We start from the raw sequence: 25,285 nt of genomic DNA, 5'->3' as shown, positions 1-25,285 counted from the left end.
ATGACCAGGAACCGGCAGGAGCCCGCCCCGCGCGTGCTCGTCGCGGGCTGCGCCGACGACCTGCCGGAGATCCACCGCCAGCTCCTGGAGTTGCCCGACACCGCGTACGGGCAGGTGTTCGTCGAGGTCGCCCTCGCGGACGAGGTCCGCATCCTGCCCGCCCCGCCCCGCGTCGGCGTCACCTGGCTCGTCCGGAGCACCAGGGGGTCACGGATCGCGTCGCTCGTCTTCGCGGATCGCGGTGAGGCCCTCGCCGAGGCCGTCATCGGCTGGGCGGCGGAGTGGTGCGTCGCGGGCAGCGAGCCGTGCACCGTGCTCTGGATCGGGTGCACCGAGAGCCCCTGGGTCGAGCGGGCCCGGTCGGTCGTGCAGCTCGACCTCGACGACGCCGGCCAGCAGGTCGAGATCGGCGGCTGACCACGGCGGACTGTCCGCTGCACGTCGTCGTTCACCTGCCGGTCGTGGCGCGTTCACGAGCCTGTACCGCTGCACAGGCATCCTCTGACGGCACCCGTTCGGGGCACGTCCAGAGGGGATCCACCACATGCAGCACACGACCAAGCGACGCCGCGCGGCGCTCGCGTTCGGCGCCGCCGTCATCGTCGGCGCCGTCGCACTGCCGGGCACGGCCGAGGCCGTCGCCCAGCTCGCGCTGAACCAGCACGGCGGTGCCGCCCGCCACCAGGGCGACCAGACCCGGAACGTCCGCCAGGCGATCCAGAACGCCGGCGCGAAGAACGTCATCCTGCTCATCGGCGACGGGATGGGCGACTCCGAGATCACCGTGGCGCGCAACTACCAGTACGGCGCAGCAGGCCGGCTCCCCGGGCTCGACGCCCTGCCGATGACCGGCTCGTACACCACGTACTCGCTCGTGAAGAGCGGGGAGAACAAGGGCAAGCCCGACTACGTCACCGACTCGGCGGCGTCCGGCAGCGCGTGGGCGACCGGCACGAAGACCTACGACGGCGCCATCTCGGTCGACGTCGACGGGAAGCCCCAGCAGTCGCTCCTCGAACTCGCGAAGGCGAACGGCTACAAGACCGGCGACGTCTCCACCGCCGAGATCCAGGACGCCACCCCCGCCGTGCAGGTCGCGCACGTCGGCTCGCGCTCCTGCTACGGCCCCGACACCGCGGCCTGCGGCACCGACGCCCTGCAGGCCGGCGGCCTCGGCTCGATCAGCGAGCAGTTGCTGAACGCCCGCCCGGACGTCACCCTCGGCGGCGGCTCCGCGAGCTTCGAGCAGACCGCGAAGGCCGGCCAGTGGGAGGGCAAGACCCTGTTCGAGCAGGCCGACGAGCGCGGCTACCAGCTCGTCGACGACGCCGCCGGGCTCGCTGCGGTCCGCAAGGCCGACCAGCGCCAGCCGCTCCTCGGGCTCTTCACGCCGGGCAACTTCCCGACGCGCTACGCCCCGACCACCGCGACCGTCGGTGGAGCGGACGCCGCACCGACCCGCTGCACGCCGAACCCGGCACGTCTCGACACCGGGCTCTCGCTCGCGTCGCTGACGAACAAGTCGATCGGTCTCCTGCAGCAGAAGCACGGGAAGAAGGGCTTCTTCCTCCAGGTCGAGGGCGCCAGCATCGACAAGCAGGACCACGCCGCCGACGCCTGCGGTCAGATCGGCGAGACGATCGACTTCGACGAGGCCGTCCAGGCCGCGCTCGCGTTCGCGAAGAAGGACGGCAACACGCTCGTCATCGCGACCGCCGACCACGCCCACTCGAGCCAGATCGTCGACAACACGCCGCCGGCGGCGCTCTCCACCGCGCTCGTGACGGCCGACGGCACCACGATGAAGGTCTCGTACGGCACCGCGGCGGCCGGCGGCTCGCAGCAGCACACCGGCACGCAGGTCCGCATCGCCGCGTACGGCCCCGGCGCCGCGAACGTCGTCGGACTCTCCGACCAGACCGACACGTTCTTCACGATCCGCGACGGGCTCGGCCTGTCGGAGGACGTCGCCGCGCTCAGCCGTGGCGCACGGGTCGACGTGTCCGACCGGTCGCCGCGTCGTGGTGAGCGCGTCACGGTCACGGGCAGCCGGTTCGCCGGCGACCGCCAGGTCCGGGTGCAGCTCGGCGAGACCGACCTCGGCACGCTCGACCTGGTCGACGGCACCGCGGCGACGACGTGGCGCGCCGAGCGCGGCACCACGACGCTCACCTTCACCGGCGTGCAGACCGGCAAGGTCGCGACCGCGCAGGTGCGCGTGCGCTGACGCGCGTGATGCGGACGGGAGGCCCGTGGCGGGATCGCCACGGGCCTCCCGTCCGTCACGCGGCGCGTCGCACCGTCCTCAGCGGAAGACGACGTCCGGTGCGTCCACCCGTCGGTCCGTGACCGTGGTGGGCGACTCCAGGTGCACCGCACCCGACGGCACGATCCCCGCGCCGCCGAAGCGCTCCATCACGCGCCACTGGGCGACGACGTCCTCGCCGGCGTGTTCCGGCGGCAGGTCCGGCCAGAAGCGGAAGCCGCCGACGGACTCGAGCCGCTCCCGGTCGTAGAGCACGCAGGCACCGACCCAGGCCACCCGGTAGGGCACCCAACCGCCGTGCTCGACGTCGAGGTCCGAGGCGACGTGGGCGAGGTTCGCGGCGTTGTGGAGCGACCAGCGGTCGTGGGCCGGGGTCCCGCGGCGGACCACCTCCGGCTCGACACCGTCCGACCACGGTTTGAAAACCGCGGTCTCGTGCGGGCGCCGGTCGGCGAGGTACGACAACCCCTGCACCGCCGACCCCACGAAACCGCAGTCGAGCGTCCGGAGGGCGTCGAGCATCCGCCGCACCGTGCCCGGTTCGAGCCAGACGTCGTCGTCGAGGAACAGCACGGTCGGCGCCGTGGCGTGGTCGAGCAGGAACTGCCGGTGCTCCGCGAGACCCAGCCGCTCACGGTGGGTGCGGAGCGTGACGGGCCGGCCCTGTGCCTCCAGGACGCGGAGCATGGCGGCGACCGCCGGCCGGGAGGCGGCGTCCCCGTCCGTGGACTGGTCGCTCAGGACGAGTCGCAGGTCAACGTCCACCTGCGCCGCGAGCCCGGCGAGCGTCGTCGCGAGTTCGGCGTACCTGCCGACCGTCGGTACCAGGACGTCGACCGCGGGCGCTGCTCCGTCGACCCGGGGCCGAGCCCAGTCGCCGGACCAGCGTGCGGTCACGAGGATTCGCGGATGCGTCGCACGACCGCGGTCGTGGAGTGCTCCGCGACGTAGTCGACCATGACGACCTCGCCGCCGTACTCCCGCACCACCGCGGTCTCGCGGAGCATCTCGGGGGAGTAGTCTCCGCCCTTCACGTAGACGTCCGGACGGATGCGACGGAGCAGCGGGATGGGCGTGTCGGTCGCGAACACCGTGACGAGGTCGACGCACGCGAGCGCTGCGAGGACTCCGGCGCGGTCCTCCGCCGTGTTGATCGGGCGCTCCGGCCCCTTCAACCGGCGCACGGAGTCGTCGTCGTTCAGCGCCACGACGAGCAGGTCGCCGAGCTCGCTCGCCTGTCGCAGGTACGTGGTGTGCCCGCGGTGGACGACGTCGAAGCAGCCGTTCGTGAACACGATGCGGCGACCGGCTGCGCGGGCTGCGGCGACGGCGTCGGCGAGTTCGTCGTGGTCCACGACGGTCTCCGCCGGGGCGGTCACCGAGTCGACCAGGGCACGCGCCGAGCACACCGAGGTGCCGGCCTCGCGGACGACGACGTCGGCGGCGGCCTGCGCGAAGGACACGGCCTGCCGACGGTCGGCGCCGACGGCGAGGGCCACGGTGGCTCCGGCGCAGAAGGTGTCTCCGGCACCGGACGCCTGTTGCTCGGCAGCCGGCGTCGCCCGGGAGCGGAAGGCCTCGTCGGTGTCGGGGTCGAGCAGCACGGTGCCGTCGCGGTCGAGCGTCACGACGGCGGCTCGGGCACCCGTCGCTGCGAGGAGCGCGTCGCGGGCGTCGACGACCGCGGCCGCACGGGCGGCGCCCTGGCCGAGGTCGACACGGGCTCCGTCCGCGCCCGCGCGCGCCAGGAGTGCGGTGGTCTCGCCGGCGTTCGGCGTCACCAGGTCCGGGTGCAGTCCCGCCCAGCGGGTCAGGTCGTGCGCGTCCACGACGACGGCGTCCGGACGGTCGCGGTCGAGCACCGGCACGACGGTCTCCGGGTCGACGCCGAGGCCGTAGTCGCAGACCACCGCGGCGTCGGCGCAGCGGACGGCACGGGCGACGGCCTCGCCGAAGCGTGCCCGGGCGGCGTCGTCCGGCGGTGCGGCGATGTCGTCGACACGGACCACGACGCGGTCCCCGCCGACGACCCGGTCCTTGGTGGTGGTGCGGGCGCCGGGGACCTCCACGAGGAAGGTCGTGTCGACGCCGGCCGCGGCCAACCGGTCGCGCAGGGTCCGGCCGGACTCGTCGTCGCCCACGTACCCGACCATCCGGACCCGGGCGCCGAGCGCGCGGGCGTTCACGGCGGTGTTGGCCGCGCCGCCGGGCACGGCGATGCTCTCGGTCACGCGGACGATCGGGGCCGGGGCCTCGCGCGAGACCCGCTCGGCCTCGCCGACGGTCCAGCGGTCGAGGATGCCGTCGCCGATGACGACGACGAGCGGCTCGCGGTCGTCGATGCGACCCACGAGTTCGCGGACGAGCCGCACGTCGGCGGTCACCGGACACCACCCGCGGGCTCGAGGTGGACGACGGTCGTTGTGGTGAGCTCGTCGAGGAGGTGCGGCCCGTACCCGAACCCGGAGCCGGACGCACCACGGGGTTCGGCGCTGCCTCCGGGCGCGCCGCCGAAGACGGCGTTCACCTTGACGGTGCCGACCGGCAGCTCCGCCGCGGCGCGGAGCGCATTGCCGGTGTCGTTCGTGAGGACCGTCGCCGCGAGGCCGTAGCGGTCGGCTGCGGCGAGCCGGATGCCCTCGTCGAACGAGTCGACGACGCGGACCGGGGCGACCGGGCCGAAGGTCTCCTCGGTCATCACGGTCAGCTCGTCGGTCACCTCGGTGAGCACGGTGGCCGGGTACGCCGACCCCGGTCCGTCCGGGACGACCCCGCCCGTGCGGAGGACGGCCCCGCGGTCGACGGCGTCACGGACCTGCGCGTGCACGGCGTCCCGCATCCGACCGTCGACCAGCGGGCCGTACTCGGCGGAGGGTGCGGCCGTCCGGCGGTCGGCCTCGGCGACGAGCGCGGCGACGAAGGCGTCGGCGACGGCACGGTGGACGTACACCCGTTCGACGCTCGTGCAGATCTGGCCGGTGTTCGCGAAGGCTCCGAGCGCCACCTGCGCCGCGGCCCACGCGGGGTCGACGTCGGCGTCGACGACGACGGCGTCGTTCCCGCCGTTCTCCCGCACGACGTGGGCGCGGGTGCGGGTGGCGACCTCGGACAGCCGGTCACCGGTCGCGGTCGAGCCGACGTGCGCGTACACGTCGATGCCGTCCTGTTCGAGCAACAGTTCCCCCGTGGCCGCGTCACCGTCGACCCCGACGAGGACGCCGTCGGGCAGGACCTCGGCGAGGAGGGCGTTCAGGCGGGCGATCGTGGCCGGGCTGCGCTCGGAGCCCTTGTGCACCACGGTGTTGCCGGTGACGATCGCCGCGCCGAGGATCCCGCACGCCACCGCGACCGGGTCGTTCCAGGGCGTCAGGGCGAGCACGACGCCGCGGGGGTGCGGCACGGTCCAGTCGGCGGCGCCGTGCTGACCACGGAGCGACTCGCCGCGGTGGACGGGCCCGAGCTCCGCGTACTGCACGAGCGTGCCGATCCCCGCCTCGACCCCGCCGAGCGCGTCCCCGGGGACCTTCCCGGTCTCGCGCGTGTTCAGTGCAGCGAGCTCGTCCGCGTACCCGCGGAGGTGCTCGGCCGCGGCCCGGAGCAGCGCCCCGCGTTCCGCAGGAGCCGTCCGACGCCAGGCCGGGGCGGCCGCACGGGCTCGTGCGACGGCGTGCCGCACGTCCGCGGCGGTGGCACGCGGCGTGGTCGAGGCGACGGAGCCGTCCACCGGGTCGGTCACGACGAGGTCGGACGAGCCGGAGTCGGTGGCGGCGGTGCGAGGGGCGGCGAGGGTCATGCGGGTCCTTCCGTGCGGGACTCGCACGTTCCTCGGACGGCCCTGGACACGGTCACGGATCCGCGCTTCTCGTCCATCCCCCGACGGACGGTCGGCCCCGGGTCGGTAGACCTGGACCGGTGCAACTGATCGGCAACGGTGGTCCCCGGTTCGACGACGTCCACGAGATCGCGGTGCTGCGGGGCGGGGGACTCGGTGACCTGCTGTTCGCCGTACCCGCGATCGACGCCCTCGCCGCCGCGTACCCGGACGCCCGCATCACCTTGCTCGGCACCCCCGTCGCCCCCGCGGTGCTCGCCGGACGCACCGCCTCCGTGCACGCCTTCGAGGAACTGCCGATCGCGACGGGCGTCCGGGACTCCGGTGCCGGCGCGCCCAGCCGGGAGGACTTCGACGCCCGGACGCGCGGACGCTTCGACCTCGCCGTGCAGCTCCACGGCGGTGGTCGGAACTCGAACCCGTTCCTGCTCGCGCTCGGCGCTCGGCGCACCGTCGGCACCGCCACCGAGGACGCCGAGGTCCCGGAGCGCTGGGTCCGGTACGTCTACTACCAGCACGAGGTGGTCCGCGCGCTGGAGGTCGTCTCGCTCGCCGGGGCCGCTCCGGTGACGCTCGACCCGCGCGTCCTCGTGACGGAGCCGGAGCGGGCCGCGGTCCGCGAGCGGCTGGGGGTCGCGGACCGGCTCGTCGCCCTGCACCCGGGAGCGACGGACCCGCGGCGGCGCTGGAGCCCGGAGCGCTTCGCTGCGGTCGCCCGGGAACGGCTGGCGGCCGGGGACGACGTCGTCCTGGTCGGTGACGCCTCGGACCGGGCGGCGGCGGACGCGATCCGCGCCGAGCTCGGGGACCCCGCACGCCTGCACGACCTCGTGGGCACGCTGCCCCTGACCGAGCTGCCCGTGGTGCTCGCCGCTGCCGACGTCATGGTCGGCGACGACTCCGGGCCGCGACACCTGGCGGTCGCGGTCGGCACGCCCACGGTCGGCGTGTTCTGGTTCGGCAACGTAGTCAACGCGGGTCCGTTCGACCGTGGCCGCCACCGCGTCCACATGTCCTTCGTGACCCGGTGCCCGGTGTGCGGGATCGACGTCACGCAGGTCGGGTGGACGGCCGAACGTTGCGAGCACGACCCGTCGTTCGTCGACGAGGTCACGCCCGACGTCGTCCTGACGGACGTCGCCGACCTGCTCGCGACGGTCGCGCCGCGACGCTGACGGTCGCGCTGGGTCGCGACGCGACCACGTGACCGACTGGCGCGCCCCGCTCAGCGGCGACGCGAAGCGTTGCGCGGGGCGCGCCGACCGAGCCTGCGAGGGAGGACGGTGCCAGCTGGCACCGCGCCTCCCGTCCGTCGCGAGGTCGCGACCACGACGCCTGGTGACGCCTACGGCCAGCTCGGCTCGGTCGCCGGCATGATCGACAGCTCGCGGATCTCGCAGCCCGCGGGCTGCGCGAGGGCGAAGACGATCGCGTTCGCGACGTACTCCGGCTCGATGAGCTGCGCGTCCGGACCCGGCTTGTACTGCTCCGTGCGGTCGGCGAAGAAGTTCGTGCGCATGCCGGCGGGGATCACGTTGGTGACGCCGATCCGACCGCCGGTCTCCGCGGCGAGTGCCTGCGAGAACCCGCGGACGCCGAACTTCGACGCCGAGTAGGCGGTGCCGTCGCCGACGCCGCGCAGGGCGAGCGACGAGGAGATCGTGACGACCCGGCCGTGCGTGGCCTCGAGGGCGGGCAGCGCGGCACGGACGACCGCAGCGGTGCCGAGGAGGTTCACGGCGACGATGCGCTCCCAGTCGCCGGACGAGATGCCGCCGATCGGGGCCGGCTTGTCGATCCCGGCGGCGGTGACGACCGCGTCGAGACCGCCGTGGCGCTCCGCGGCGTCCCGGACCGCCTGCTCGGTCGCGGCGGTGTCCGTGACGTCGACCGCGACGGCGTCGACGCCCTCGGGTACGGCGTCGACGGCGAGGTCGAGCACGACGGGGGTGCCGCCGGCCTCGGTGACGGCGGCGACGACCGCTGCGCCGAGCCCGGAGGCGCCGCCGGTGACGAGGACGCGACCGATGGGGGTGGTGGGGACGGGCATGGACTTCCTTTCGTGGGGGTGGGGCACGGTCCCGGTCCCGCGTGCTGCGGGCAGGGCGTGCCGCTCAGCCGACGTGCGCGAGCGCCGCGGCGAGACGGGTGGTGGAGCGGCCGGGGTGGAAGGGCACGGTGACGACGCGTCCGCCCCACTCGGCGAGGGTGGCCGCCTCGGGGAGGTCCGCGGCGTCGTAGTCGCCGCCCTTCGCCCAGACGTCCGGACGGAACCGCCGGAGCGCCTCGTCCGGCGTGTGCTCGTCGAAGACCACGACGGCGTCGACGCAGTCCAGCGCGAGCAGGAGCTCCACGCGGTCGTCCTGCGTCATGATCGGCCGCTCGGGACCCTTGAGCGCCCGGACGGAGTCGTCCGAGTTGAGGCACACGACCAGGCAGTCACCGAGCGCCCGGGCCGCCGACAGGGTCCGGGCGTGCCCGGCGTGCAGCAGGTCGAAGCAGCCGCCGGTGGCGACGACGGTGCCGCCCTCGGCGCGGACCCGGTGGACCAGGCGCATCGCGTCGCGGTCGACGCCCGGCACGGCCACGGGCTCGGCACCGTGGTCGGCGAACAGCGCGGTCACGCCACCCGCCGCGAGGTAGGCGGAGGCGTCCGCGACCCCGGCGGCCACGGCGTCGGCGACGTCGGTTCCGTCGGCGAGCGCGACCGCGACCCCGGCGGCGAGTCGGTCGCCCGCGCCGCACGGGTCGCCGACCGTGGCGGAGGGGGCCGGGACGAAGCGGCTGCCCGACGGGGAGGCGACGAGCGCGCCGCGGTCGCCCATCGTGACGGCCACGGCGTGCGTGCCCCAGCGCTCGCGGAGGGCTGCGGCGGCGTCGGTCGCGAACGGGACGCCGTCGCCGCCGATGCCGCTGGCGGCCCGGGCCTCCGCGGTGTTCGGGGTCGCGATCGTGGTCCCCGGGACCGGCTCGGCGCCCTTCGGGTGCGGGTCCCAGACGACGGGCGTGTGCGCGGCCACGGCGGACAGTGCCTCGCGGAGAGCGGGCGCGGCGGCGACGCCCCGGCCGTAGTCGGCGACGACGATCGCGTCGGCCCCGGCGAGGGCGGCGGTCATCTCGGCGGTGACGTCCGGGACGGGCGGGGTCGCGCAGCCCTCGTCGATGCGGACGAGTGCGTGGTCGACGACGCGGACGCGGGTCTTCACCGGCGTCGGTGCACCGGACGGCCCGGCGACGACGCGCACACCGGGGAGGAGCGCACGGACCTCCTCGCCGCGGCCGTCGTCCGAGAGCACGGTGACGAGGGTCACGTCGTGGCCGTCCTTCGCGAGCATGGTCGCGACGAGTCCGGCGCCGCCGGCGCGGCGGTCGTCGGTGCGGACGTCGACGACGGGCACCGGGGCGTCGGGGCTCAGGCGTTCGCTCGTGCCGGAGACGTCGACGTCGAGCAGGGTGTCCCCGACGACGACGATCCTCCGCGCGGCGCCGGTCACCGGCGGGCTCCGCGGCGCAGGGCCGGCTCCATCGCGCGGCACAGGGCGTGCACGAGGACGAGCTGCGCCTCCTGCACGTTCGCGGAGGGGCCGTCGATGCAGATCGCGTCGTCGACGATCGACGCGAGGGGGTTCGGCCGGGGCCCGGTCATGGCGATCGCGAGCGCGCCGACGGCCCGTGCGGCCTCGGCGGCGCGGAGCAGGTTCGGGCTCTTGCCGCTCGTGCTGAGCAGCACGACCACGTCCCCGGCGCGGGCGTGGGCCCGGACCTGGCGGGCGAACACCTCGTCGTACCCGTAGTCGTTGCCGATCGCGGTGACGGCGGAGGTCTCGGCGTGCAGCGAGATCGCCGAGTACGCCGGACGGTCGCCGTCGAACCGGCCGGTCAGCTCGGACGTGAGGTGCTGCGCCTCGGCCGCCGATCCGCCGTTGCCCGCGGCGAGGAGCCGCCGGCCCGCGACGAGTCGCGTCGCGATGTCGTCGGCCCAGGCCGCGATGTGGTCGCCGTGGTCGACGAGCGAGGCGATGACGGGGACGGACGCGGCGACGTGGTCGCGGACGAGCCGGACGCTGTCCACGCCGGTCCCGGTCGCGGGCTGGGTCGGGGAGATGGTCATCGTGCGGTCCTCTCGGTGGTCGCGGTGCGACGGGGGGCGCGACGTGCGCCGGAGCGGGTGTCCGCGACCGCGCCGCCGCCGGCGATGAGCCGGTCGTAGACGCGCTCGCTCTCGGCGGCGACCTTCTGCCACGTGTACCGGGCGACCGCGCGTTCGCGGCCGGCGGCGCCGAACGCCTCACGGCGCTCGGGGTCCTCGAGGAGCGTGCCGATCGCGGTCGCGACGGCGTCCTCGTCGCGCGGCGGGACGTGCAGGCCGGTGGCGTCCTCCACGACGGTGTCGATGAGGCCGCCGACGCTCGACGCGACGACCGGTCGGCCGCACGCCATCGCCTCGAGGGGCACGATCCCGAACGGCTCGTACCAGGGGGCGCACACCACGACGTCGGCGCTCCGGTACACGGCGGGCATGTCGTGCTGGCCGAGCTGCCCGCGGAAGTGCACGTGGTCCCGGATGCCGAGCGACCGGGCGAGTGCGTCGAGGCGCTGGTACTCCGGGTCGTCGGGCAGGTCGGCTCCCGCGACACCGGCACCGCCGACGACGACGAGTTCGACGTCGCGGCCCTCGTGCACGAGCTCGGCGACGGCCGCGATGGTCGTGCCGACGCCCTTGCGCTGCACGAGTCGGGACGCGGTGAGCACCCGCTGCGTCCGGCCCCGAGCCTCGACGGGTCCGTCCGGCCGGAAGGTCTCGACGTCGACACCGCACGGCACGACGGAGATGCGGTGCAGCGGGACACCGAGGGCCTTGAGCTCGAACGCCTCGTCCGAGCAGGTCGCGACGACCTGGTCGACGCTCCTCCCGACGGCGGGCTCGACCCACTCGCGCTCGACCGGGCTCGTGTCCGCGGCTCCCTGGTGACGGCGCTTGACGACCCCGAGCGCGTGGAACGTCTGCGCGACGGGGATGCGCACCCCGCCGGTGCGGGCCTGCACCTGCGCGACGGCCTCGAGTGCGGCGTGCCCGGACATCCAGAAGTGCGCGTGCACGACGTCGGGCCGGTCGACGAACCACTCGGCGGCCAGGACCGAGGCGAACGTGCCCATGTACGGGAACAGCTCGTCCTTCGGCACCGCGCGGGCGGGTCCGGCGTCGACGTGGACGACCTCGACGCCGGGACGCAGGAGCACCCGCACGGGCAGGTCGGACGCGTCGCGTCGGGTGTAGACGGTCACCTGGTGGCCGCGGTCGGCGAGCGCGCCGGACAACTCGGCGACGTGCACGTTCTGGCCGCCGGCGTCGACGCCGCCGAGGGTCGCGAGCGGACTCGCGTGCTCGGAGACCATCGCGATCTTCATCGGGCACTCCCTTCGAGCACGACCTCGGTCGTGCCGTTCCGCCGCGCGGTGCGCGCGGTCCGGTGGTCGGTGACGACCCGGTCGAGCAGGTCGTCCCAGTCGGCGGTGAACCGCGCGAGCGCGTGGCGCTCCAGCGCGGCCTCCCGGGCGACGGCACCGCGTCGGCGCGCCTCGTCCGGGTCCTCCAGCAGCAGCCGGGAGGCACGGACCAGCTCGTCGACGTCCGTCGCGATCGCGCCGGCGTCGGCGGGCACGGTCCGTGGTGCGTCCGTCGTCGCGAGGACGAGGACGGGCATCGCCATGTGCATCGCCTCGATGAGCGACAGCCCGAGGGACGTCCACCGGTTCGGGTGCACGTACGCACGACGCTCCGCGAGCGCGCGGTGCATCGGGTCGGCGGGCACGTCGCCCAGCGCGACGACGCGGTCGCCGAAGCCGAGTTCGCCGATCCGCTCGGTGCCGATGCCCCAGAGGTCGACGGGCGCCACCGAGGCGAAGCGGGGGAGCAGGTCGGTGCCGACGACCCGGCCGCGGCGGACCGGCTCGTTGATGACGACACCGAAGCGTCCGAGGGACCCGGTGTACAGCGGCCCGGGGTCGACGACGCCGTGCTCGACCACGGTGGTCGGTGTCGTGCCGCAGTCCCACATGAGGGCGTTCCAGTGCGTGACGTGGGCGATGACGAGGTCGTCGCGGTCCCGCAGCGGGTGGCGGCTGTTCGGGACGTCGACGCGTGGTGCGTTGTGCTCGACGAACACGGTCGGTACCGAGCGGCCCCCCAGCAGCCGCTCGGCCGCCTCGAGCTCCTCCGTGCGCTGCAGCACGACCACGTCGACGTCGGCGTCGGCGACGTCCTCCGGCGCGATCTCGACGACCGAGTCCGGCCAGTCCCGGCCCCCGCGTCCGAGGCCGTCGGCGTCGCGCGCCGCGGTCGTCGGGACGAGGTACTGGTGCTGGCCGCGGACGAAGGCGTCCATCCAGCCGCCGTGGACGTGCCACACGAGGATGCGCATGCAGGCCTTCCGGGTCGAGGAGCAGGAGGAGAAGGAGAAGCAGTGGCGCACGCTACGCAGCGCTCGCCCGGCTACGGCGCAGGAAGGTGCTCGGTGATCCGCGAAGCGCGGTCCTGCAGTCGGCGGTGCGCATCCAGCACATCCTGGACGGACACACGGGCCAGGCAGGGGTGGCCCGGGACCGGGCACGCACGGGCACGGCTGAGTCGGCACGGTGCGCTCTGGTCGCCGAGCACCTCGACGAGCGGCGCGTACGGCGCCCACTTCACCGCCGGGACGACGGGGGAGAACAGGCTGACGATCGGCACGCCCACGGCGGCCGCGAGGTGCGCCGGACCGGTGTTGCCGACGACGACCACCTCCGCTCCCGCGAGGACTGCGGCGAGCTCCGCCGGGGTCGTCGAGCCGCCGAGGTCGATCCCGGTGGACCCGGCGACCTCGGCCGTCAGTGCCCGCTCACCAGGCGATCCCGTGACCACCACGGGGACCCCGGCGGCGGCGTAGGCGGCGACGAGCGCTCGGTGCTGCTCGGCCGGCCACGCCCGGGCCGGGACGCTCGCACCGGGGTGGACGACCACGTACCTGCCCAGACCGGCCACGGCCGCGGGTGGGGCGGCGTCGAGGCGCACCGCGAGCCTCCCGGCATCGTCGTCGGGGAGCGCGAAGCCCGCGGCCTGCGCGATGCGCAGCGCACGCTCGGGCTCGGGGAGGTCCTCGGGCAGGTCCTCGCCCGGTCGGAGGCGCACGTCGAGGAGCGACCCGGGGTGGTCGACCGACGCGCCGCTCACCCGCGGGACGCCGGCGAGCCGGAGCAGCAGCGCGAGCGGCAGCGGGGACTGGTGGAAGGACGTCAGGACGACGGCCTCGTCCGGGCGCTCCTCGGCGACCAGTGCGCGGAACTCGTCGACGACGGCGTCGTCGATGGGTCGGGCGGTCTCGGTCACCCACGGTGCCGCCCACGTCCGGAGGCTGTCGACGCCGGGGAGCAACCGGCCCGCGGGGGCACCCTGCGGGCCGCAGAGGAGCGTGACGTGTGAGGCGCCGGCGGCGACCGCACGCACTGCCGGACCGGCGACGAGGACGTCGCCGAAGGAGTCGAGCCGCGCGACGAGGACGCGCGGGCCGCGGGTCCCGCTCACGCGACCGGCGTCGGACGCTGTGCGAGGACGAGCGTCACCGCGTCGTCGAGGGTCGCGGCGACGGTGTCCGCCGCGTCGACCTCGGCCGGCCGGGTCCGCGCGGTGGGGACGAGGATGCCCTGCGCCCCTGCCGACCGGGCCGCCTCGACGTCGGCGCCGATGTCTCCGATCACGACGAGTTCGGTGGCGGGCACCCCGAGCACCTCGGCGGCGCGCAGGACCATGCCGGGCCGGGGCTTCCGGCAGTCGCAGCCGTCGTCGGCGTCGTGCGGGCAGACGCACCACACGTCGAACGGTCCGATCAGCTCGTCCACCCGCGCGTTCGTCGCGTCGACCTGCGCACGGGAGGCCATGCCCTTCGCGATCACGGACTGGTTCGTGACGACCCCGGTCCGCAGGCCCGCGGCGCGGACGCGCTCGACCGCCCGGTGCGCCCCCGGCACCGGGACGACCAGGTGCGGGTCGGCGTTGTAGGGCACGTCGATGACGAGGGTGTCGTCACGATCGAAGAGGACGCCGCCGACGGGGCGGTCCGGTGCGAGGGCCATGCACCGAGCAGTACCGGTCCGGCACCCCGCGTCGGCCCAGGAAGAGCCGTTCCGCGCGGTGCTGACCGCGCCCGCAGGGACGCCCGCCTAGCGTCCGCGACCGTGACCGCCCTGCCGACCATGCCCCCGTCCGACGGCCGACCGGAGCTCCTCGTGCTCCGCGCCATCAAGCTCGGGGACCTGCTCGTCGCCGTGCCTGCTCTGACGGCGCTGCGTCGTGCGTTCCCCGGCCACCGCATCACCCTCGCGACGACGGCCTGGCTCGCCCCCGTCGTCGAGCTCGTCCCGGCGGTCGACGTGCACCTCGCCCAGCACGGGCTCGACCACCCGATCGCCGCCCCGACCGGCTCCGTCGACGTCGCGGTGAACCTGCACGGGGTGGGACCCGAGTCGAACGACCTGCTCGAGGCCCTCCGACCCGGCCGGGTCGTCGGCCACCGGGACCCGGACCGCGGACACGACGGTCCGGAGTGGCCCGAGGGCCTGAACGAACGCGAGCGGTGGGCACGCCTGCTCACCTGGCACGGCATCCCCGCCGACCCGGACGAGGTCGCGATCGACCGGCCGGTGACGCCGTCCGTCGCGCCCGGCGCCGCGGTCGTGCACGTCGGGGCCTTCCACGGCGCACGGCACTGGCCGACCAACCGCTTCGCCGAGGTGGTGCGCGGGCTCAGGGCGCGCGGACACGACGTGGTCCTGACGGGAGGCGCGGACGACGTCGACCGCGCCCGTGCGGTCGCGGACGCGGCCGGCCTGCCGCCGGGGGCGGTCCTCGCGGGAGTCCTCGACCTGCAGCCGTTCGCGGCGGTCGTGGCCGACGCCGCGGTGGTCGTGACCGTCGACACCGGCGCGGCGCACCTGGCCTCCGCCTACGGGGTGCCGTCGGTCGTCCTGTTCGGCCCGGCCCCGCCCGAGGCGTGGGGTCCGCCGGCGTCCGGTCCGCACGTCGTGCTCACCGACGCAGCGCAGCGACGCGGCGACGTGTTCTCCGAGGAGCCGGACCCGGCGCTGCTCGCGGTGGGGCCGGACGACGTGCTGGCGGCGGTGGACGGACTCGGGGTCGTGCCGGTGCGGTCGGGTCCAGCCGTTCGTCAGTAGGTTCGGGAGCGGCAGCCGGAGGGTCCGGCCGCCGGGAGGGAACGACCGTGTTCGAAGCCGCGAACATCCGGGACTGGATCGGCCTGCCGGTCGTGGACCAGTCCGACGAGAAGATCGGGACGCTCGAGAGCATCTACTACGACACGGCGACGTCCGACCCGGCGTTCGGTGCCGTGACCACGGGGCTCGTCGGCTTCCAGAAGCTCGTGTTCGTCCCGCTCACCGGTGCGCTCGTCGCCCCGAAGCACCTCGTCGTCGCGTTCCCGAAGAAGCTCGTGAAGGACGCGCCGTCGATCGCGACGGACGGTGAGCTCGACGCCGCGGTCGAGCCGGGCCTGTACGAGCACTACGGGCTGACCTACCAGACGGGCAGCAACGGCGAGCGACGACTCGGGCGGCGCTGAGGGGCACACTGCGGGTGACGCCGAGGACGAGCCGCTAGCCTGGGCGCTCCGTCCGCCCGTCCTCGTCCGTCCCGTCCGCCGGAGGTCCCCCTGTCCCGCTCGGTCCGCCCGGTGTCCGCCGCCGTCCTGGCCCTGGTCGCTGCGGTCTGCGTCCTCGTGACGACCGGCGTGGTGCCGGGAGCGCCGGGGCCGTCGGCCGCCGAGGCCGCGCCCTCGTGGCCGCAGCCGCAGCCGTTCCCGGTGTCGTCGGACCCGCCCGAGCGACTCGCCGACGTCCCGCCGGGGAGCGAGTACGTGGCACTGGGGGACTCGTACTCGGCCGGGTACGGGCTCGACGACCCGAGTCACCTGCCGACGAACGCCTGCGGGCAGTCCGCCCGCGACTACCCGCACCGCATCGCGCAGCGCTTCGGGCTGCAGCTCACCGACGTCACGTGCGGCGGCGCGACGAGCGACGACGTCACGTCGGGCTTCCAGTTCAAGGGTGTCCCGCCGCAGATCCGTGCACTGTCCGCGTCGACGCGGCTCGTCACACTGACGATCGGCGGCAACGACGCCGACCTCTTCGGCACGGCCGCGTCGTGCCTGGCGCTCAGCGCGAAGGGGCCGGTGTTCTCCGGACGCGATGCCCCGTCGTGCGAGAGCACCCTCGTCCGGGACGGCGAGGACCAGCTCGGCACGAAGATCGCCTCCCGGGTCGCGCTCGGCGTCGCGGACACGCTCGCCCGCGTGCAGGAGGCTGCGCCGAACGCCGTCATCGTGTTCCTGGGCTACCCGGCGATCTTCCCCGACGCGGAGCACACGCCGGCGAAGGGCTGCTTCCGTGCGGCGGTGGACCTCGGGACGCTCGCGGGCTCGTTCCCGACCGACACGTACCCGTTCACCGACACCGACGTCGTGTACCTGCACGGCGTCCAGGAGCAACTCGACGACGTGTCCGCCGAGGCCGCCCGTGCCGCCGGGGTCCGGTTCGTCGACGTGTTCGCGGACACCCAGGCGCGGTCCGCCTGCGCGACGAAGCGGCCCTACGTCTCCGGGGTGTCGCTCGACGGCGCGAGCAACCTGCAGCGCATCGACCTCGAGCCGGGAGCCCTGCACCCGAACGAGCGCGGCGTCGCCTACCTGACGGACCGGGTCGCGTCGGCCGTGCAGGACCTCGCCGGCTGACCGACGGCCCGGCCCGGGTCACGCGGTCGCTTCGCGCTCCTCGGCGGCGGCGTGCGCGGTCGGTGGGACGACGCACACCGGCGACACCGCCTCGCGGAGCACGTCGTGCAGGACCGAACCCGACAGGGCGTGGACGTGGCCCTGCCCGAGCACGACGAGCGACGCCGTGCGCGAGTGCGCCGCGATCGCGTGACCGGGGTGTCCCTCGACCAGCAGCGGGTGGATCCGCAGGTGCGGGTGCCGCCGCCGCAGCTCGGCCGTCACCCGGTCGAGCAGTTCGGCGTTCCGCGCGCGCCAGCGCATCGGGTCCTCGGCGAAGTCGGTGAGGCCGGTCCGGGTGAGGACGGGCATCTCCCACGCCCGGAGCACGGTCAGCCGCCGGTGCCGCCGCTCCGCTTCGTCGACCGCGATCGACACCGCCCGTTCGTCGAGCGGCTCCTCGACCGCGAGGACGACGTCGCCGTCGATCGGGTGCGGCCCGTCCGGCACGACGACCGTCGGTACCGGGGCGCGCTCCGCCACCCGGGCTGGCCCTGATCCCACCGTCGTCCCGCGGCGGCTCCGCCACGACCCGACCACCAGGAGGTCACCCTCGTCGGACGCCGTCACGAGCGCGTTCACGAACGACCCCGCGTGCCGGTCGACCACGACCTCGACGCCGGGCAGAGCCGTTCGCGCGGCGTCGGCGAGCGCATCGGCGACCCGCTTGCCGTCCGCGCCGACACGGCCCTCCTGCGCCGGGTCGACGCCGATCACCCGGACCCGTTCGATACCGGTCCCCGACCTGCCGGCGACCCACCGCAGCGCCTGCTCGTGGGGCTTCGCCGCGTCCGCTGCCAACGTCACCGTCGACCACCGTTCGTCCATCCCGATCGACCTCCTCGTGCCGGTGTCGGGGCGTCTGTCGGCGCTCCTTGGCCGCGGAGCGTACTCCCGCGTGTGCAGCGCCGGCTGCACGCTCCCTGCGGTTCCTCCGAGGTGCCGCGCCACCGGTCGCGGGCGCACACCGGGCCGGACGGGAGGGACGAGGCGGGCCGGCACCGTGCCTCCCGGGCGGATCGCCGCACACTGCGTGACCGCACCGACACGTGTGCCGCGCGCTGCGTAGCCTCGGGGCGTGCGTACGAGTGCCGGACTCCTCCTCCACCGCGCCGGGCCGACCGGCACGGAGGTCTTCGTCGCGCACATGGGCGGGCCGTTCTGGCAGCGTCGCCCGCGGTCCTGGTCCATCCCGAAGGGCGAGGTCGAGCCGGGCGAGGACCCGCTCGCGACGGCGCGGCGGGAGTTCGCCGAGGAGATCGGGTCCGCCGCTCCCGACGGCGACGTCGTCGACCTCGGGGAGCACCGGCAGTCCGCCAAGGTCGTGCGGGTGTTCGCCCTGCACGCGCCGCACTTCGAGGTCGCCGAGGTCGTGAGCAACACGGTGCGGCTCGAGCTCCCGCGCGGGTCCGGTCGGTTCGTGGAGGTGCCGGAGGTCGACGCCGCGCGCTGGGTGCCCGTCGACGAGGCCCGGGATCTGCTCGTCCTCGGACAGGTGGCGGCCCTCGACGCCCTCGTCCGTGCGGTCCGACCCGCGTAACGGGCACGTTGCGATTCGGACGGAGTCCGCGCTCGCTGGATAGCCTCAGCGAACGTCGAGATCGCGACGTCTGGTGCAGGGACCAGGACAGCACGAGCAGGGGAGCACGATGCGGCGCTTGCGCACCGTCACGGCGGCACTGACCGCCCTCGCACTCGGAGGGGGACTCGCGCTCGTCGGCGCGTCGTCGGCCTCCGCTGACCCGGCCGGGCACTGGGGGACGTTCACCCTCGCCGGCCAGGCCCGGGACTACTCCGGCACCATGACCCTGCCGGGGTTCCCGGCGACCACCTTCGAGTCGAACGCCCGTCAGGCGACCGTGATCAGCGGCAACTCGACCTGGCAGGGGCCGAACACCGGTCCCGGTGCGGCCTACGGCTCGAGCCGTGGGAACACCTACCTGAACCAGCGGCCGCTCGCCGATGCCGCCGGCCAGCCGTCGGTCACGACGTACACCTTCGCGACGCCGACGCCCGGAGCCAGCAGTTGGTCGTTCGTCCTCGGTGACGTCGACGCCGACCGGGTGACGATCGCAGCGACGACCCAGGGCGGGGGAACCGCGACCGCGGCCGACCTCGGCTTCTCCGGCGTGTACAACTCCTGCTCGGCCTCCACCGCCGGTGGCTGGTCCTGCCCGGCCGACCCGGACGGCACCACCGGACGGGACGTCCCGAGCTGGGACGTGGCGTCGCTGACGCTCACCGGCAACGCTGGCTCCGTCGACACCTCGGGCGCCACCGCGTGGTTCACGCCCACCGTCCCGCTCACGAGCCTCACGCTCACGTTCGAGCGTCGCAGCGGCTTCCCCGTCTACCAGACGTGGTTCGCGAACCGCACCGCGGCGATCACCGGCACCGCCACGCTCGACGGCTCGCCGATCCCCGGTGCGACCGTGACGGTGACCGCGCCGCGCGGCACGGTCTACACGACGACGACCGCAGCCGACGGCACGTACTCGTTCCCGGAGCTGCCGGTCATCAACGACTACGAGGTGGCGATCACGCCGCCTCCGGGTGCCGACGGAGCAGCCACCGTGACAGGGGTCTCGCTGAACGGGGTCCCCGGGGGCGAGGACCGGGTCGTGCCCTTCGCGTTCACGTCGCCCGCGGGCACGACGTCGATCATCGGCCAGGTCGTCGACACGAACGGCGACCCCGCGGCCGACGTCCCGGTGGTGATCACCGACCCCACCGCGAACACGACGACCACGACCGTCACCAACGACGAGGGCTACTACACCGCTTCCGGCCTGACGCCGAACACGGCGGTCACCGTCGCTGTGGACGGCGCCGACCCGGTGCAGGTCACGACGCGCGGGGCAGCTCCGGCGGCACCGACCCGGCCCCGGCCGATCGAGACCGACGCGGTGAGCACGGTCAGCGGTGTGGTCCGGCTCGACGGCACTCCCCAGGCGGGCGTCACGGTCGACCTCCTCGACGGTGCCGGCACGGTGGTCGCCACGACGGTCACCGATGCCGACGGCGGGTACTCGTTCACGACCGTGGACGGCACGTACACGGTGCGCTCGGCGCTCCCGGCACCGGGTGCGACGGGCACGACGACGAGCACCGCGGTGACACTGGTGGGCGGTGGCCCGGCCCAGACCCGCGACTTCGCGTTCGTCACGCCGCCTGCTCCGGAGGCCGTCGTCACCACCGCCAACGGCCGCGTGGTCGACACGAACGACGAGCCCGTCGCCGGCCGCACCGTCACGGCCACGCCGGTCGAGCCCGACTCCGGTGCACCGGTGACCGCGACCACGGGCACCGACGGCCGGTACACCCTCCAGGGGCTGAACCCCGCGACCGACTACACGGTCACGGTCTCCGGGAGCACCGCCACGGTGGACTTCACCTCCGCCCCCGACGCGGGCGCCGTGGTGACCGTCGACGACCTCGTCGTCGCTGCCGCCGCGACCCCGAGCCCCACCCCGACGGCGACGCCCACCGCGAGTGCCGCCCCGACGACCGCACCGGTCGCCGCGACGGGCTCCGGTCCGACGTCGGGCGCCCTCGCCTACACGGGTGCGGACCTCGGCCCCGGGCTGGTCGCCGCCGGCGTGCTCGTGCTCCTCGGTGCGGGCCTGTTGACGTACCGCTCCGTGCGGCACCGTCGCCGGACGCACCTGCACGACTGACACCTGTCGCGCAACGAGGTGGGACCGCTCGGTCCCACCCCGTTCGTCGTCCCGGGAACAAACCCCGGACCGACGCCGTTGGAGCGCTCCGAGGAAGTTCTCAGCGGTAGCCCTCGCGCACCTCGAGTGCATCGTGCAACACTGGAGGAGCGCACTCGCCGTGGAGTCGTACCCACAACACCATCCACAGCTCGAGCGCGCAGCTCCTCGTCGTCCCGGACGTCGTTCGCCGTGCGCTCGGACATCCCCAGCGAGGAGGTCAGCCCCGTGTCCACCACCACCACCCGAACCTCGGCCGTGCCGGCACACACGCGGCCGATCACCGTCACGACGGGCTCGATCGTCGGCATCGCCGTGCTCGGGCTCGCGACGTTCTTCGCCATCACCACCGAACTCATGCCGGTCGGTCTGCTCGGCACCATGAGCCGTGACCTCGGCGTCTCCGAGTCCACGATGGGTGTGGTCGTCACCGTCTACGCCGCAGCCGTGGCCCTGCTCGCGCTGCCGCTGACGTCCTTCACCGCCCGGCTGCCCCGGAAGACCGTGCTCGTCGCGACGCTCGTTGGCTACGCGGTGTCGAACCTCATGGTGGCGCTCGCGCCGTCCTTCGCCGTGGTGTGCGCCGGCCGGGTCGTCGGCGGCGTCGCCCACGCGCTGTTCTTCTCGGTGGCGTCGGCGTACGCCACCCGCATCGTGCCGCCGCGCCTCGCGGGCCGCGCGATCGCGTTCGTGTACTCGGGCAGCTCGCTCGGCTTCGTGCTGGGCGTGCCGATCGCCACGTGGGTCGCGCAGACCATCGGCTGGCGTCCGGCCGTCGGTTCGGTCGCCGTGGCGTCGGCCGTGCTCGCCGGTGTCGCGCTGGCGTTCCTCCCGGCCGTCCGCGGTGCGTCGTCGCCGCACATCGGCTCGCCGCGTGCCTGGGCGCGCACCGGTCTGCTCTCGGTCGTCGTCGCGGACCTGCTGCTGTTCGCAGGGCACTACGTCGTCTACACGTACATCGGCCCGTACGCGATCGACGCCGGGCTCGACGCGCACCTCGTCTCCGGTGCCCTGCTCGTCCTCGGGGCCACCGGGGTCGTCGGGCTCTGGGTCGCCGGGCTCTTCGTCGACCGTGCGCCCCGCCAGACCCTCATCGTCGCGGTCGCCGTGATGGCCGCCGCGTTCGCCGTGCTGCCGTTCGTGCACGGGTCGCTCGTCGGCACCATGGCGGTCGCCGGTGTCTGGATGGCGGCGAACGGCACGACCGGCACCCTGTTCATGGCGGCCGCGATCCGGACCGGGGGTGTGTCGCCCGACATCGCCGGCGCCCTCGTCAACGGCGCGTCGAACATCGGCATCGCCGGGGGAGCGGCGCTCGGTGGCCAGGCCCTCGGCGTGGTCGGACTGCAGTGGATGCCGTTCGCCGGCGGTGCGGTCCTGCTCGCCTCGCTCGGGGTCGTCGTCGCGGCACGCAAGGGCTTCCCGGTGCACTCGCACGCGCAGGAGCACCTGTCGACCTCCTCGATCGAGGCCATCACGTCGTCCCTCGCCGTCGTCACGACGTCGGTCCCGACGATCAGCCGGGCGATCCAGACCCTCACGGGGTCGGTCGCCGTCGTCACCGGCGCGGTCCGCACCCACCGCTCCGGCGAGCCGACCGCGTAGCGCGAGCGGCGCTCAGCGGGCGGTGCTCAGTACGAGTCGGTGACCGTGCCCTGCACCCCGCCACCGCGCAGCCAGAGGGTCAGCGTCCCGCTCCTGGACTGCGCGGACAGGGACACCGAGCCGTGCAGCGCGTCCTCCCGCGGGTAGCAGGCCGTCGACGACTCGATCCGGTCCGCCGTCGCGACGAGGCAGATGGTCGAACGGTCGGTTCCGACCCCCGCCCAGACGTTCCACGGTGTCTCCAGGTCGCCGCCGTCGAGGGCCCGGTTCGTGAAGATCAGCCGGGTGCTGTGCAGGCTCACCGGCGCGTCGACGGGACCCGGGAGCTGGTCCGCGTAGGTCTGCGGCACGTCGAGCAACTGCTCCAGCGTCACGGTGCCCGCCGTCGGCGTGATGCTCGGCGCCGCGGGCATCGACGGCCGCGCCGTCCCGACGACCGTTCCGGCCGCGAACGCCACCCCGACGGCGGCGGCCGCGCCGAGCGCGATCCACACGCGGGGGCGGCGGGTCCACAGCAGGTCGTGGACGCGTCGGCGCCACCCTGCCTGGAGGCTCGCCCCGCCTCCGTCATCCGTCGTCGCCGCCGCCTCGGGGTCGGCCGACGCCACGGTCGCCGGCACTCCGGTCACTCCCGAGGCGGTCGCTCCCGAGGCGGTCGCTCCAGAGGCGGTCGCTCCAGGGGCGGTCGCTCCGAGGGTGGTCGATCCTGGGTCAGCGTCGGGCGCTGCAGGAGCCGCCGGCGCGGGGCCGGCGTCGTCATGTCGGTCGTCGGCGAGCACGTCGCCGACCGGGGCGGCAGGTGCAGTCGGGACGCCGCCGGCGCCGTGCCCCGCAGGCGCTCCCGCCTCGGCGAGGCGCCCGCCCCCGCGCTCCGCGGGCGTTTCGGCGGACGACGGCCGCCGTGGCCGCCGGCCCGCGGCGAGGTCCTGGAGCGCGATGCGTGCGCGGGCGGCCTCCACGAGTGTCGAGTCGGCACCCCATGCCACGGCTTCGAGTCGCGCTCGCTCCTTCGCCAGGTCGTCGTCGGCCATGCGTACTCCCGTTCCGGGTCCTGCTGCCCGCCCCATGGTCGCACTCGGACGGCGACCGTGTTCACCCAGTGCGCGAGGAGTACCCAGGAGCGATGACCAGCTCCGCGAACGACCAGCCCCGCCCGGCCGACGACGAGACCCTCGAGCCGCTCAGCCACGACACCCAGTCCGGCGAGGCCGACTACGTCGCGACGAGCCCGGGCGGGACCGGCACCGAACGCCACGTGCCGACCGCCGACGAGGAACAGGGCCGCGGCACCGAGTACGACCCCGTCGACCAGGGCCCGCAGCAGGAGGGCCAGGGCGGCTAGCCGGCGGCGCGCTCCAGCGCCCGTCGGAGCACCGCGCGCTCTCCGAGTGCCCACGCGGCACTCGTGACGACGTACAGCGCCGCGGCGAGGGGCGCGACCGCGGCGAACACCACCGTGACGAACGGCGCCACCCGCCCGACGGACGCCGCGACGGCGGCACCGGGGACGCTGGGGTCCGTGGGCTCCACGGGGTTCCACCGGCGGTTCGCGCGCCGGGTCGCCTCCACCACGAGCGCGAGGACGGCGAGCAGGGCGAGCACGACCCAGGCGTGTGCCCAGAGCGGTGAGGCGAGCGTGACCACGAGCGAGTGCGCCAGCGGCACGCCGACGAACGTCGCCTCGAGCAGCGTGTTCGCCACGCCCCCGATCGTCGCGTGTGTGAACAGGGTGTACAGGAGCGACACCACCGGGGCCTGCGCGAGCACCGGCAGGCACCCGGCGAGCGGCGACACCCGTTCGGCGGTGTAGAGCTCCTGGACGGCGCGCTGGAGTCGCTCGCGGTCCCGTCCGTACCGGCGACGGAGTCCGGCGAGCTGCGGCGCGAGGCGGCGTCGATCCCGCTCGGCTCGCACCTGGAGGACGGACAACGGCACGAGCAGCACGCGGACGGCGAGGGTGAGGGCGACCACCGCGAGCGCCGCGGCGAACGACCCGGCGAAGGGTTGGAAGCAGCCCGTGAGGGCGGCGAGCAGGTCGGCGCCGGCGTGCAGGAGCGTGCCGACGACGGGCAGGGTGGAGAGGTCCATGGGGGTCCGATCGGTCGAGGTGGCGGGGTCGCGGAGCGGTCCGACCACCGACGCGGTCAGACCGGTGCGACGACGCCGGGTGCCCTCGGTCGCGCGTGACCGTCCGCGTCCGGGTGCGACGACGCGATGTCCGTCCTGAGCACGGCCCACGCGGCGTGGTCGACCACAGTGCTGGGCGGGAGCGTGGCGAGCACGCCGGCGACGACCGCGGTGAGGACCACGACTGCGACGACCGCGGCACTGCCGAGTGCCGTGACGACGACCGCGGGGAGCAGGTCGCCCGCCCCCGTCGCCACCGGTGCCCCCGCGCCGAGCACGGCGACGAGGCGCAGCAGGAACTCGACGACGACCATGGTGCGTTCAGCGTAGCGTCCGCGCGCCGCCCCGGTCCGGCGTCCGGGGAGCGGCATGATCGCGGCATGACCGCTGCATCGCCGAGCACCCCCGCGACGGTCGCACTGGACCGCGCGGGCGTGCCGTACACGCCGCACGTGTACGAGCACCACGAGACCGCCACGAACTTCGGGGAAGAGGCGGCCGCCGCCCTCGGGCTCCGGGAGGAGCAGGTGTTCAAGACCCTGGTGGTGTCGGTGGACGGCGCCCTCGCCGTGGCCATCGTGCCGGTCGCGAACCGCCTCGACCTCAAGGCGATCGCCGCGGCCGTCGGCGGCAAGAAGGCCACGCTGGCCGACCCGGCACTCGCCGAGAAGCGCACCGGCTACGTGGTCGGCGGCATCAGCCCCGTCGGGCAGAAGACCGCACTCCGGACCGTGCTCGACGAGTCGGCGCTGGCGTACGACAGCATCTTCGTGTCCGGTGGACGCCGGGGCTTCGACATCGAGCTCACCCCCGCCGACCTCGTGCGGGTCACGGACGCGATCGCGAAGCCCATCGCCCGGACCTGAGTCGGCAGCGACCCGAATCGGCACCGACCTGGGTCGACATCGACTTGAGCCGAGTC

25 protein-coding genes are annotated in these 25,285 nt (G+C 74.7%); 11 read left to right on the top strand and 14 right to left on the bottom strand.

Going from position 1 to position 25,285, the window contains the following annotated elements; translation table 11 throughout:
- Positions 1-417, top strand: coding sequence for an SIP domain-containing protein (locus QPJ90_RS13995; protein WP_290131784.1), 417 nt, complete (start codon positions 1-3; stop codon positions 415-417).
- A 127-nt stretch (positions 418-544) separates the two neighbouring features.
- A complete protein-coding gene (phoA, locus tag QPJ90_RS13990; protein ID WP_290131783.1) occupies positions 545-2,227 on the top strand; it encodes an alkaline phosphatase in 1,683 nt (560 codons plus the stop codon).
- A gap of 78 nt (positions 2,228-2,305) precedes the next feature.
- Here phoA and QPJ90_RS13985 read toward each other — a convergent pair whose 3' ends face one another.
- The 3 genes from QPJ90_RS13985 to QPJ90_RS13975 are packed head-to-tail and all read right to left on the bottom strand — an operon-like array spanning position 2,306 to position 6,059.
- Complete coding sequence (locus tag QPJ90_RS13985) at positions 2,306-3,163, bottom strand: glycosyltransferase (RefSeq protein WP_290131782.1); 858 nt, start codon at positions 3,161-3,163, stop codon at positions 2,306-2,308.
- Entirely contained in the window at positions 3,160-4,650 is a 1,491-nt protein-coding gene (gene rfaE2, locus QPJ90_RS13980; protein WP_290131781.1) for a D-glycero-beta-D-manno-heptose 1-phosphate adenylyltransferase, read from the bottom strand. The genes QPJ90_RS13985 and rfaE2 overlap by 4 nt, the downstream gene beginning before the upstream one ends.
- Complete coding sequence (locus tag QPJ90_RS13975; protein WP_290131780.1) at positions 4,647-6,059, bottom strand: aldehyde dehydrogenase family protein; 1,413 nt, start codon at positions 6,057-6,059, stop codon at positions 4,647-4,649. The genes rfaE2 and QPJ90_RS13975 overlap by 4 nt, the downstream gene beginning before the upstream one ends.
- Before the next feature lie 119 nt (positions 6,060-6,178).
- On the opposite strand from QPJ90_RS13975, the gene QPJ90_RS13970 reads away from it, so the two are divergent.
- The gene (locus QPJ90_RS13970) at positions 6,179-7,273 is read left to right on the top strand and encodes a glycosyltransferase family 9 protein (RefSeq protein ID WP_290131779.1); all 1,095 of its coding nucleotides are present in this window, start codon (positions 6,179-6,181) and stop codon (positions 7,271-7,273) included.
- Between the two features lie 170 nt (positions 7,274-7,443).
- Here the strand turns inward: QPJ90_RS13970 and QPJ90_RS13965 are convergent, their stop codons facing one another.
- The 7 genes from QPJ90_RS13965 to QPJ90_RS13935 all read right to left on the bottom strand — a co-directional run bounded on the left by QPJ90_RS13965 (position 7,444) and on the right by QPJ90_RS13935 (position 14,207).
- Positions 7,444-8,148: an SDR family oxidoreductase gene (locus tag QPJ90_RS13965; protein WP_290131778.1), complete on the bottom strand. Its 705-nt coding sequence runs from the start codon at positions 8,146-8,148 to the stop codon at positions 7,444-7,446.
- Between the two features lie 64 nt (positions 8,149-8,212).
- The gene (locus QPJ90_RS13960) at positions 8,213-9,592 is read right to left on the bottom strand and encodes a PfkB family carbohydrate kinase (protein ID WP_290131777.1); all 1,380 of its coding nucleotides are present in this window, start codon (positions 9,590-9,592) and stop codon (positions 8,213-8,215) included.
- Positions 9,589-10,209, bottom strand: coding sequence for an SIS domain-containing protein (locus QPJ90_RS13955; protein ID WP_290131776.1), 621 nt, complete (start codon positions 10,207-10,209; stop codon positions 9,589-9,591). The genes QPJ90_RS13960 and QPJ90_RS13955 overlap by 4 nt, the downstream gene beginning before the upstream one ends.
- The gene (locus QPJ90_RS13950; protein WP_290131775.1) at positions 10,206-11,507 is read right to left on the bottom strand and encodes a glycosyltransferase; all 1,302 of its coding nucleotides are present in this window, start codon (positions 11,505-11,507) and stop codon (positions 10,206-10,208) included. Before QPJ90_RS13950 ends, QPJ90_RS13955 begins: the two co-directional genes overlap by 4 nt.
- On the bottom strand, positions 11,504-12,520 hold the full coding sequence (locus QPJ90_RS13945; protein WP_290131774.1) for a glycosyltransferase: 1,017 nt from the start codon (positions 12,518-12,520) through the stop codon (positions 11,504-11,506). Before QPJ90_RS13945 ends, QPJ90_RS13950 begins: the two co-directional genes overlap by 4 nt.
- A 71-nt stretch (positions 12,521-12,591) precedes the next feature.
- Entirely contained in the window at positions 12,592-13,659 is a 1,068-nt protein-coding gene (locus tag QPJ90_RS13940) for a glycosyltransferase family 9 protein (RefSeq protein WP_290131773.1), read from the bottom strand.
- On the bottom strand, positions 13,656-14,207 hold the full coding sequence (locus tag QPJ90_RS13935; RefSeq protein ID WP_290131772.1) for an HAD-IIIA family hydrolase: 552 nt from the start codon (positions 14,205-14,207) through the stop codon (positions 13,656-13,658). Before QPJ90_RS13935 ends, QPJ90_RS13940 begins: the two co-directional genes overlap by 4 nt.
- Positions 14,208-14,309: 102 nt before the next feature.
- On the opposite strand from QPJ90_RS13935, the gene QPJ90_RS13930 reads away from it, so the two are divergent.
- The 3 genes from QPJ90_RS13930 (at position 14,310) to QPJ90_RS13920 (ending at position 16,876) form a co-directional block, all read left to right on the top strand.
- Positions 14,310-15,305 carry a glycosyltransferase family 9 protein gene (locus QPJ90_RS13930; RefSeq protein WP_290131771.1) on the top strand — a complete coding sequence of 332 codons (996 nt, stop codon included), beginning with the start codon at positions 14,310-14,312 and terminating at the stop codon, positions 15,303-15,305.
- Positions 15,306-15,352: 47 nt separating this feature from the next.
- On the top strand, positions 15,353-15,709 hold the full coding sequence (locus QPJ90_RS13925) for a PRC-barrel domain-containing protein (protein ID WP_290131770.1): 357 nt from the start codon (positions 15,353-15,355) through the stop codon (positions 15,707-15,709).
- A gap of 111 nt (positions 15,710-15,820) precedes the next feature.
- On the top strand, positions 15,821-16,876 hold the full coding sequence (locus tag QPJ90_RS13920) for an SGNH/GDSL hydrolase family protein (protein WP_290131769.1): 1,056 nt from the start codon (positions 15,821-15,823) through the stop codon (positions 16,874-16,876).
- 18 nt (positions 16,877-16,894) lie between these two features.
- Here the strand turns inward: QPJ90_RS13920 and QPJ90_RS13915 are convergent, their stop codons facing one another.
- Complete coding sequence (locus QPJ90_RS13915) at positions 16,895-17,743, bottom strand: universal stress protein (RefSeq protein ID WP_290131768.1); 849 nt, start codon at positions 17,741-17,743, stop codon at positions 16,895-16,897.
- Positions 17,744-17,993: 250 nt separating this feature from the next.
- Between QPJ90_RS13915 and QPJ90_RS13910 the strand changes: the two genes are divergently transcribed.
- The 3 genes from QPJ90_RS13910 to QPJ90_RS13900 all read left to right on the top strand — a co-directional run bounded on the left by QPJ90_RS13910 (position 17,994) and on the right by QPJ90_RS13900 (position 22,236).
- Positions 17,994-18,455, top strand: a complete 462-nt coding sequence (locus tag QPJ90_RS13910; RefSeq protein ID WP_290131767.1) for an NUDIX domain-containing protein — start codon at positions 17,994-17,996, stop codon at positions 18,453-18,455.
- Between the two features lie 118 nt (positions 18,456-18,573).
- On the top strand, positions 18,574-20,592 hold the full coding sequence (locus tag QPJ90_RS13905; protein ID WP_290131766.1) for a carboxypeptidase regulatory-like domain-containing protein: 2,019 nt from the start codon (positions 18,574-18,576) through the stop codon (positions 20,590-20,592).
- A gap of 267 nt (positions 20,593-20,859) precedes the next feature.
- Complete coding sequence (locus QPJ90_RS13900) at positions 20,860-22,236, top strand: MFS transporter (protein WP_290131765.1); 1,377 nt, start codon at positions 20,860-20,862, stop codon at positions 22,234-22,236.
- A gap of 26 nt (positions 22,237-22,262) precedes the next feature.
- Here the strand turns inward: QPJ90_RS13900 and QPJ90_RS13895 are convergent, their stop codons facing one another.
- Entirely contained in the window at positions 22,263-23,267 is a 1,005-nt protein-coding gene (locus tag QPJ90_RS13895; protein ID WP_290131764.1) for a hypothetical protein, read from the bottom strand.
- Positions 23,268-23,359: 92 nt separating this feature from the next.
- Here QPJ90_RS13895 and QPJ90_RS13890 point away from each other — a divergent pair, with 92 nt between their 5' ends.
- A complete protein-coding gene (locus tag QPJ90_RS13890) occupies positions 23,360-23,578 on the top strand; it encodes a hypothetical protein (protein WP_290131763.1) in 219 nt (72 codons plus the stop codon).
- Here the strand turns inward: QPJ90_RS13890 and yidC are convergent.
- A complete protein-coding gene (yidC, locus tag QPJ90_RS13885) occupies positions 23,575-24,324 on the bottom strand; it encodes a membrane protein insertase YidC (protein WP_290131762.1) in 750 nt (249 codons plus the stop codon). The genes QPJ90_RS13890 and yidC overlap by 4 nt on opposite strands.
- A 56-nt stretch (positions 24,325-24,380) precedes the next feature.
- Entirely contained in the window at positions 24,381-24,677 is a 297-nt protein-coding gene (locus tag QPJ90_RS13880; protein ID WP_290131761.1) for a DUF6412 domain-containing protein, read from the bottom strand.
- 66 nt (positions 24,678-24,743) lie between these two features.
- Here QPJ90_RS13880 and ybaK point away from each other — a divergent pair, with 66 nt between their 5' ends.
- Positions 24,744-25,229, top strand: a complete 486-nt coding sequence (gene ybaK, locus QPJ90_RS13875; RefSeq protein ID WP_290131760.1) for a Cys-tRNA(Pro) deacylase — start codon at positions 24,744-24,746, stop codon at positions 25,227-25,229.
- Positions 25,230-25,285 lie beyond the last annotated feature (56 nt).

Origin of the sequence: Curtobacterium sp. 458 (genome assembly GCF_030406605.1) — a bacterium.
In the GTDB taxonomy this organism is placed as follows: Bacteria; Actinomycetota; Actinomycetes; order Actinomycetales; family Microbacteriaceae; genus Curtobacterium.
Note: the sequence above shows the minus strand (reverse complement) of the source record. Positions and strands in the feature narration are given on the sequence as shown.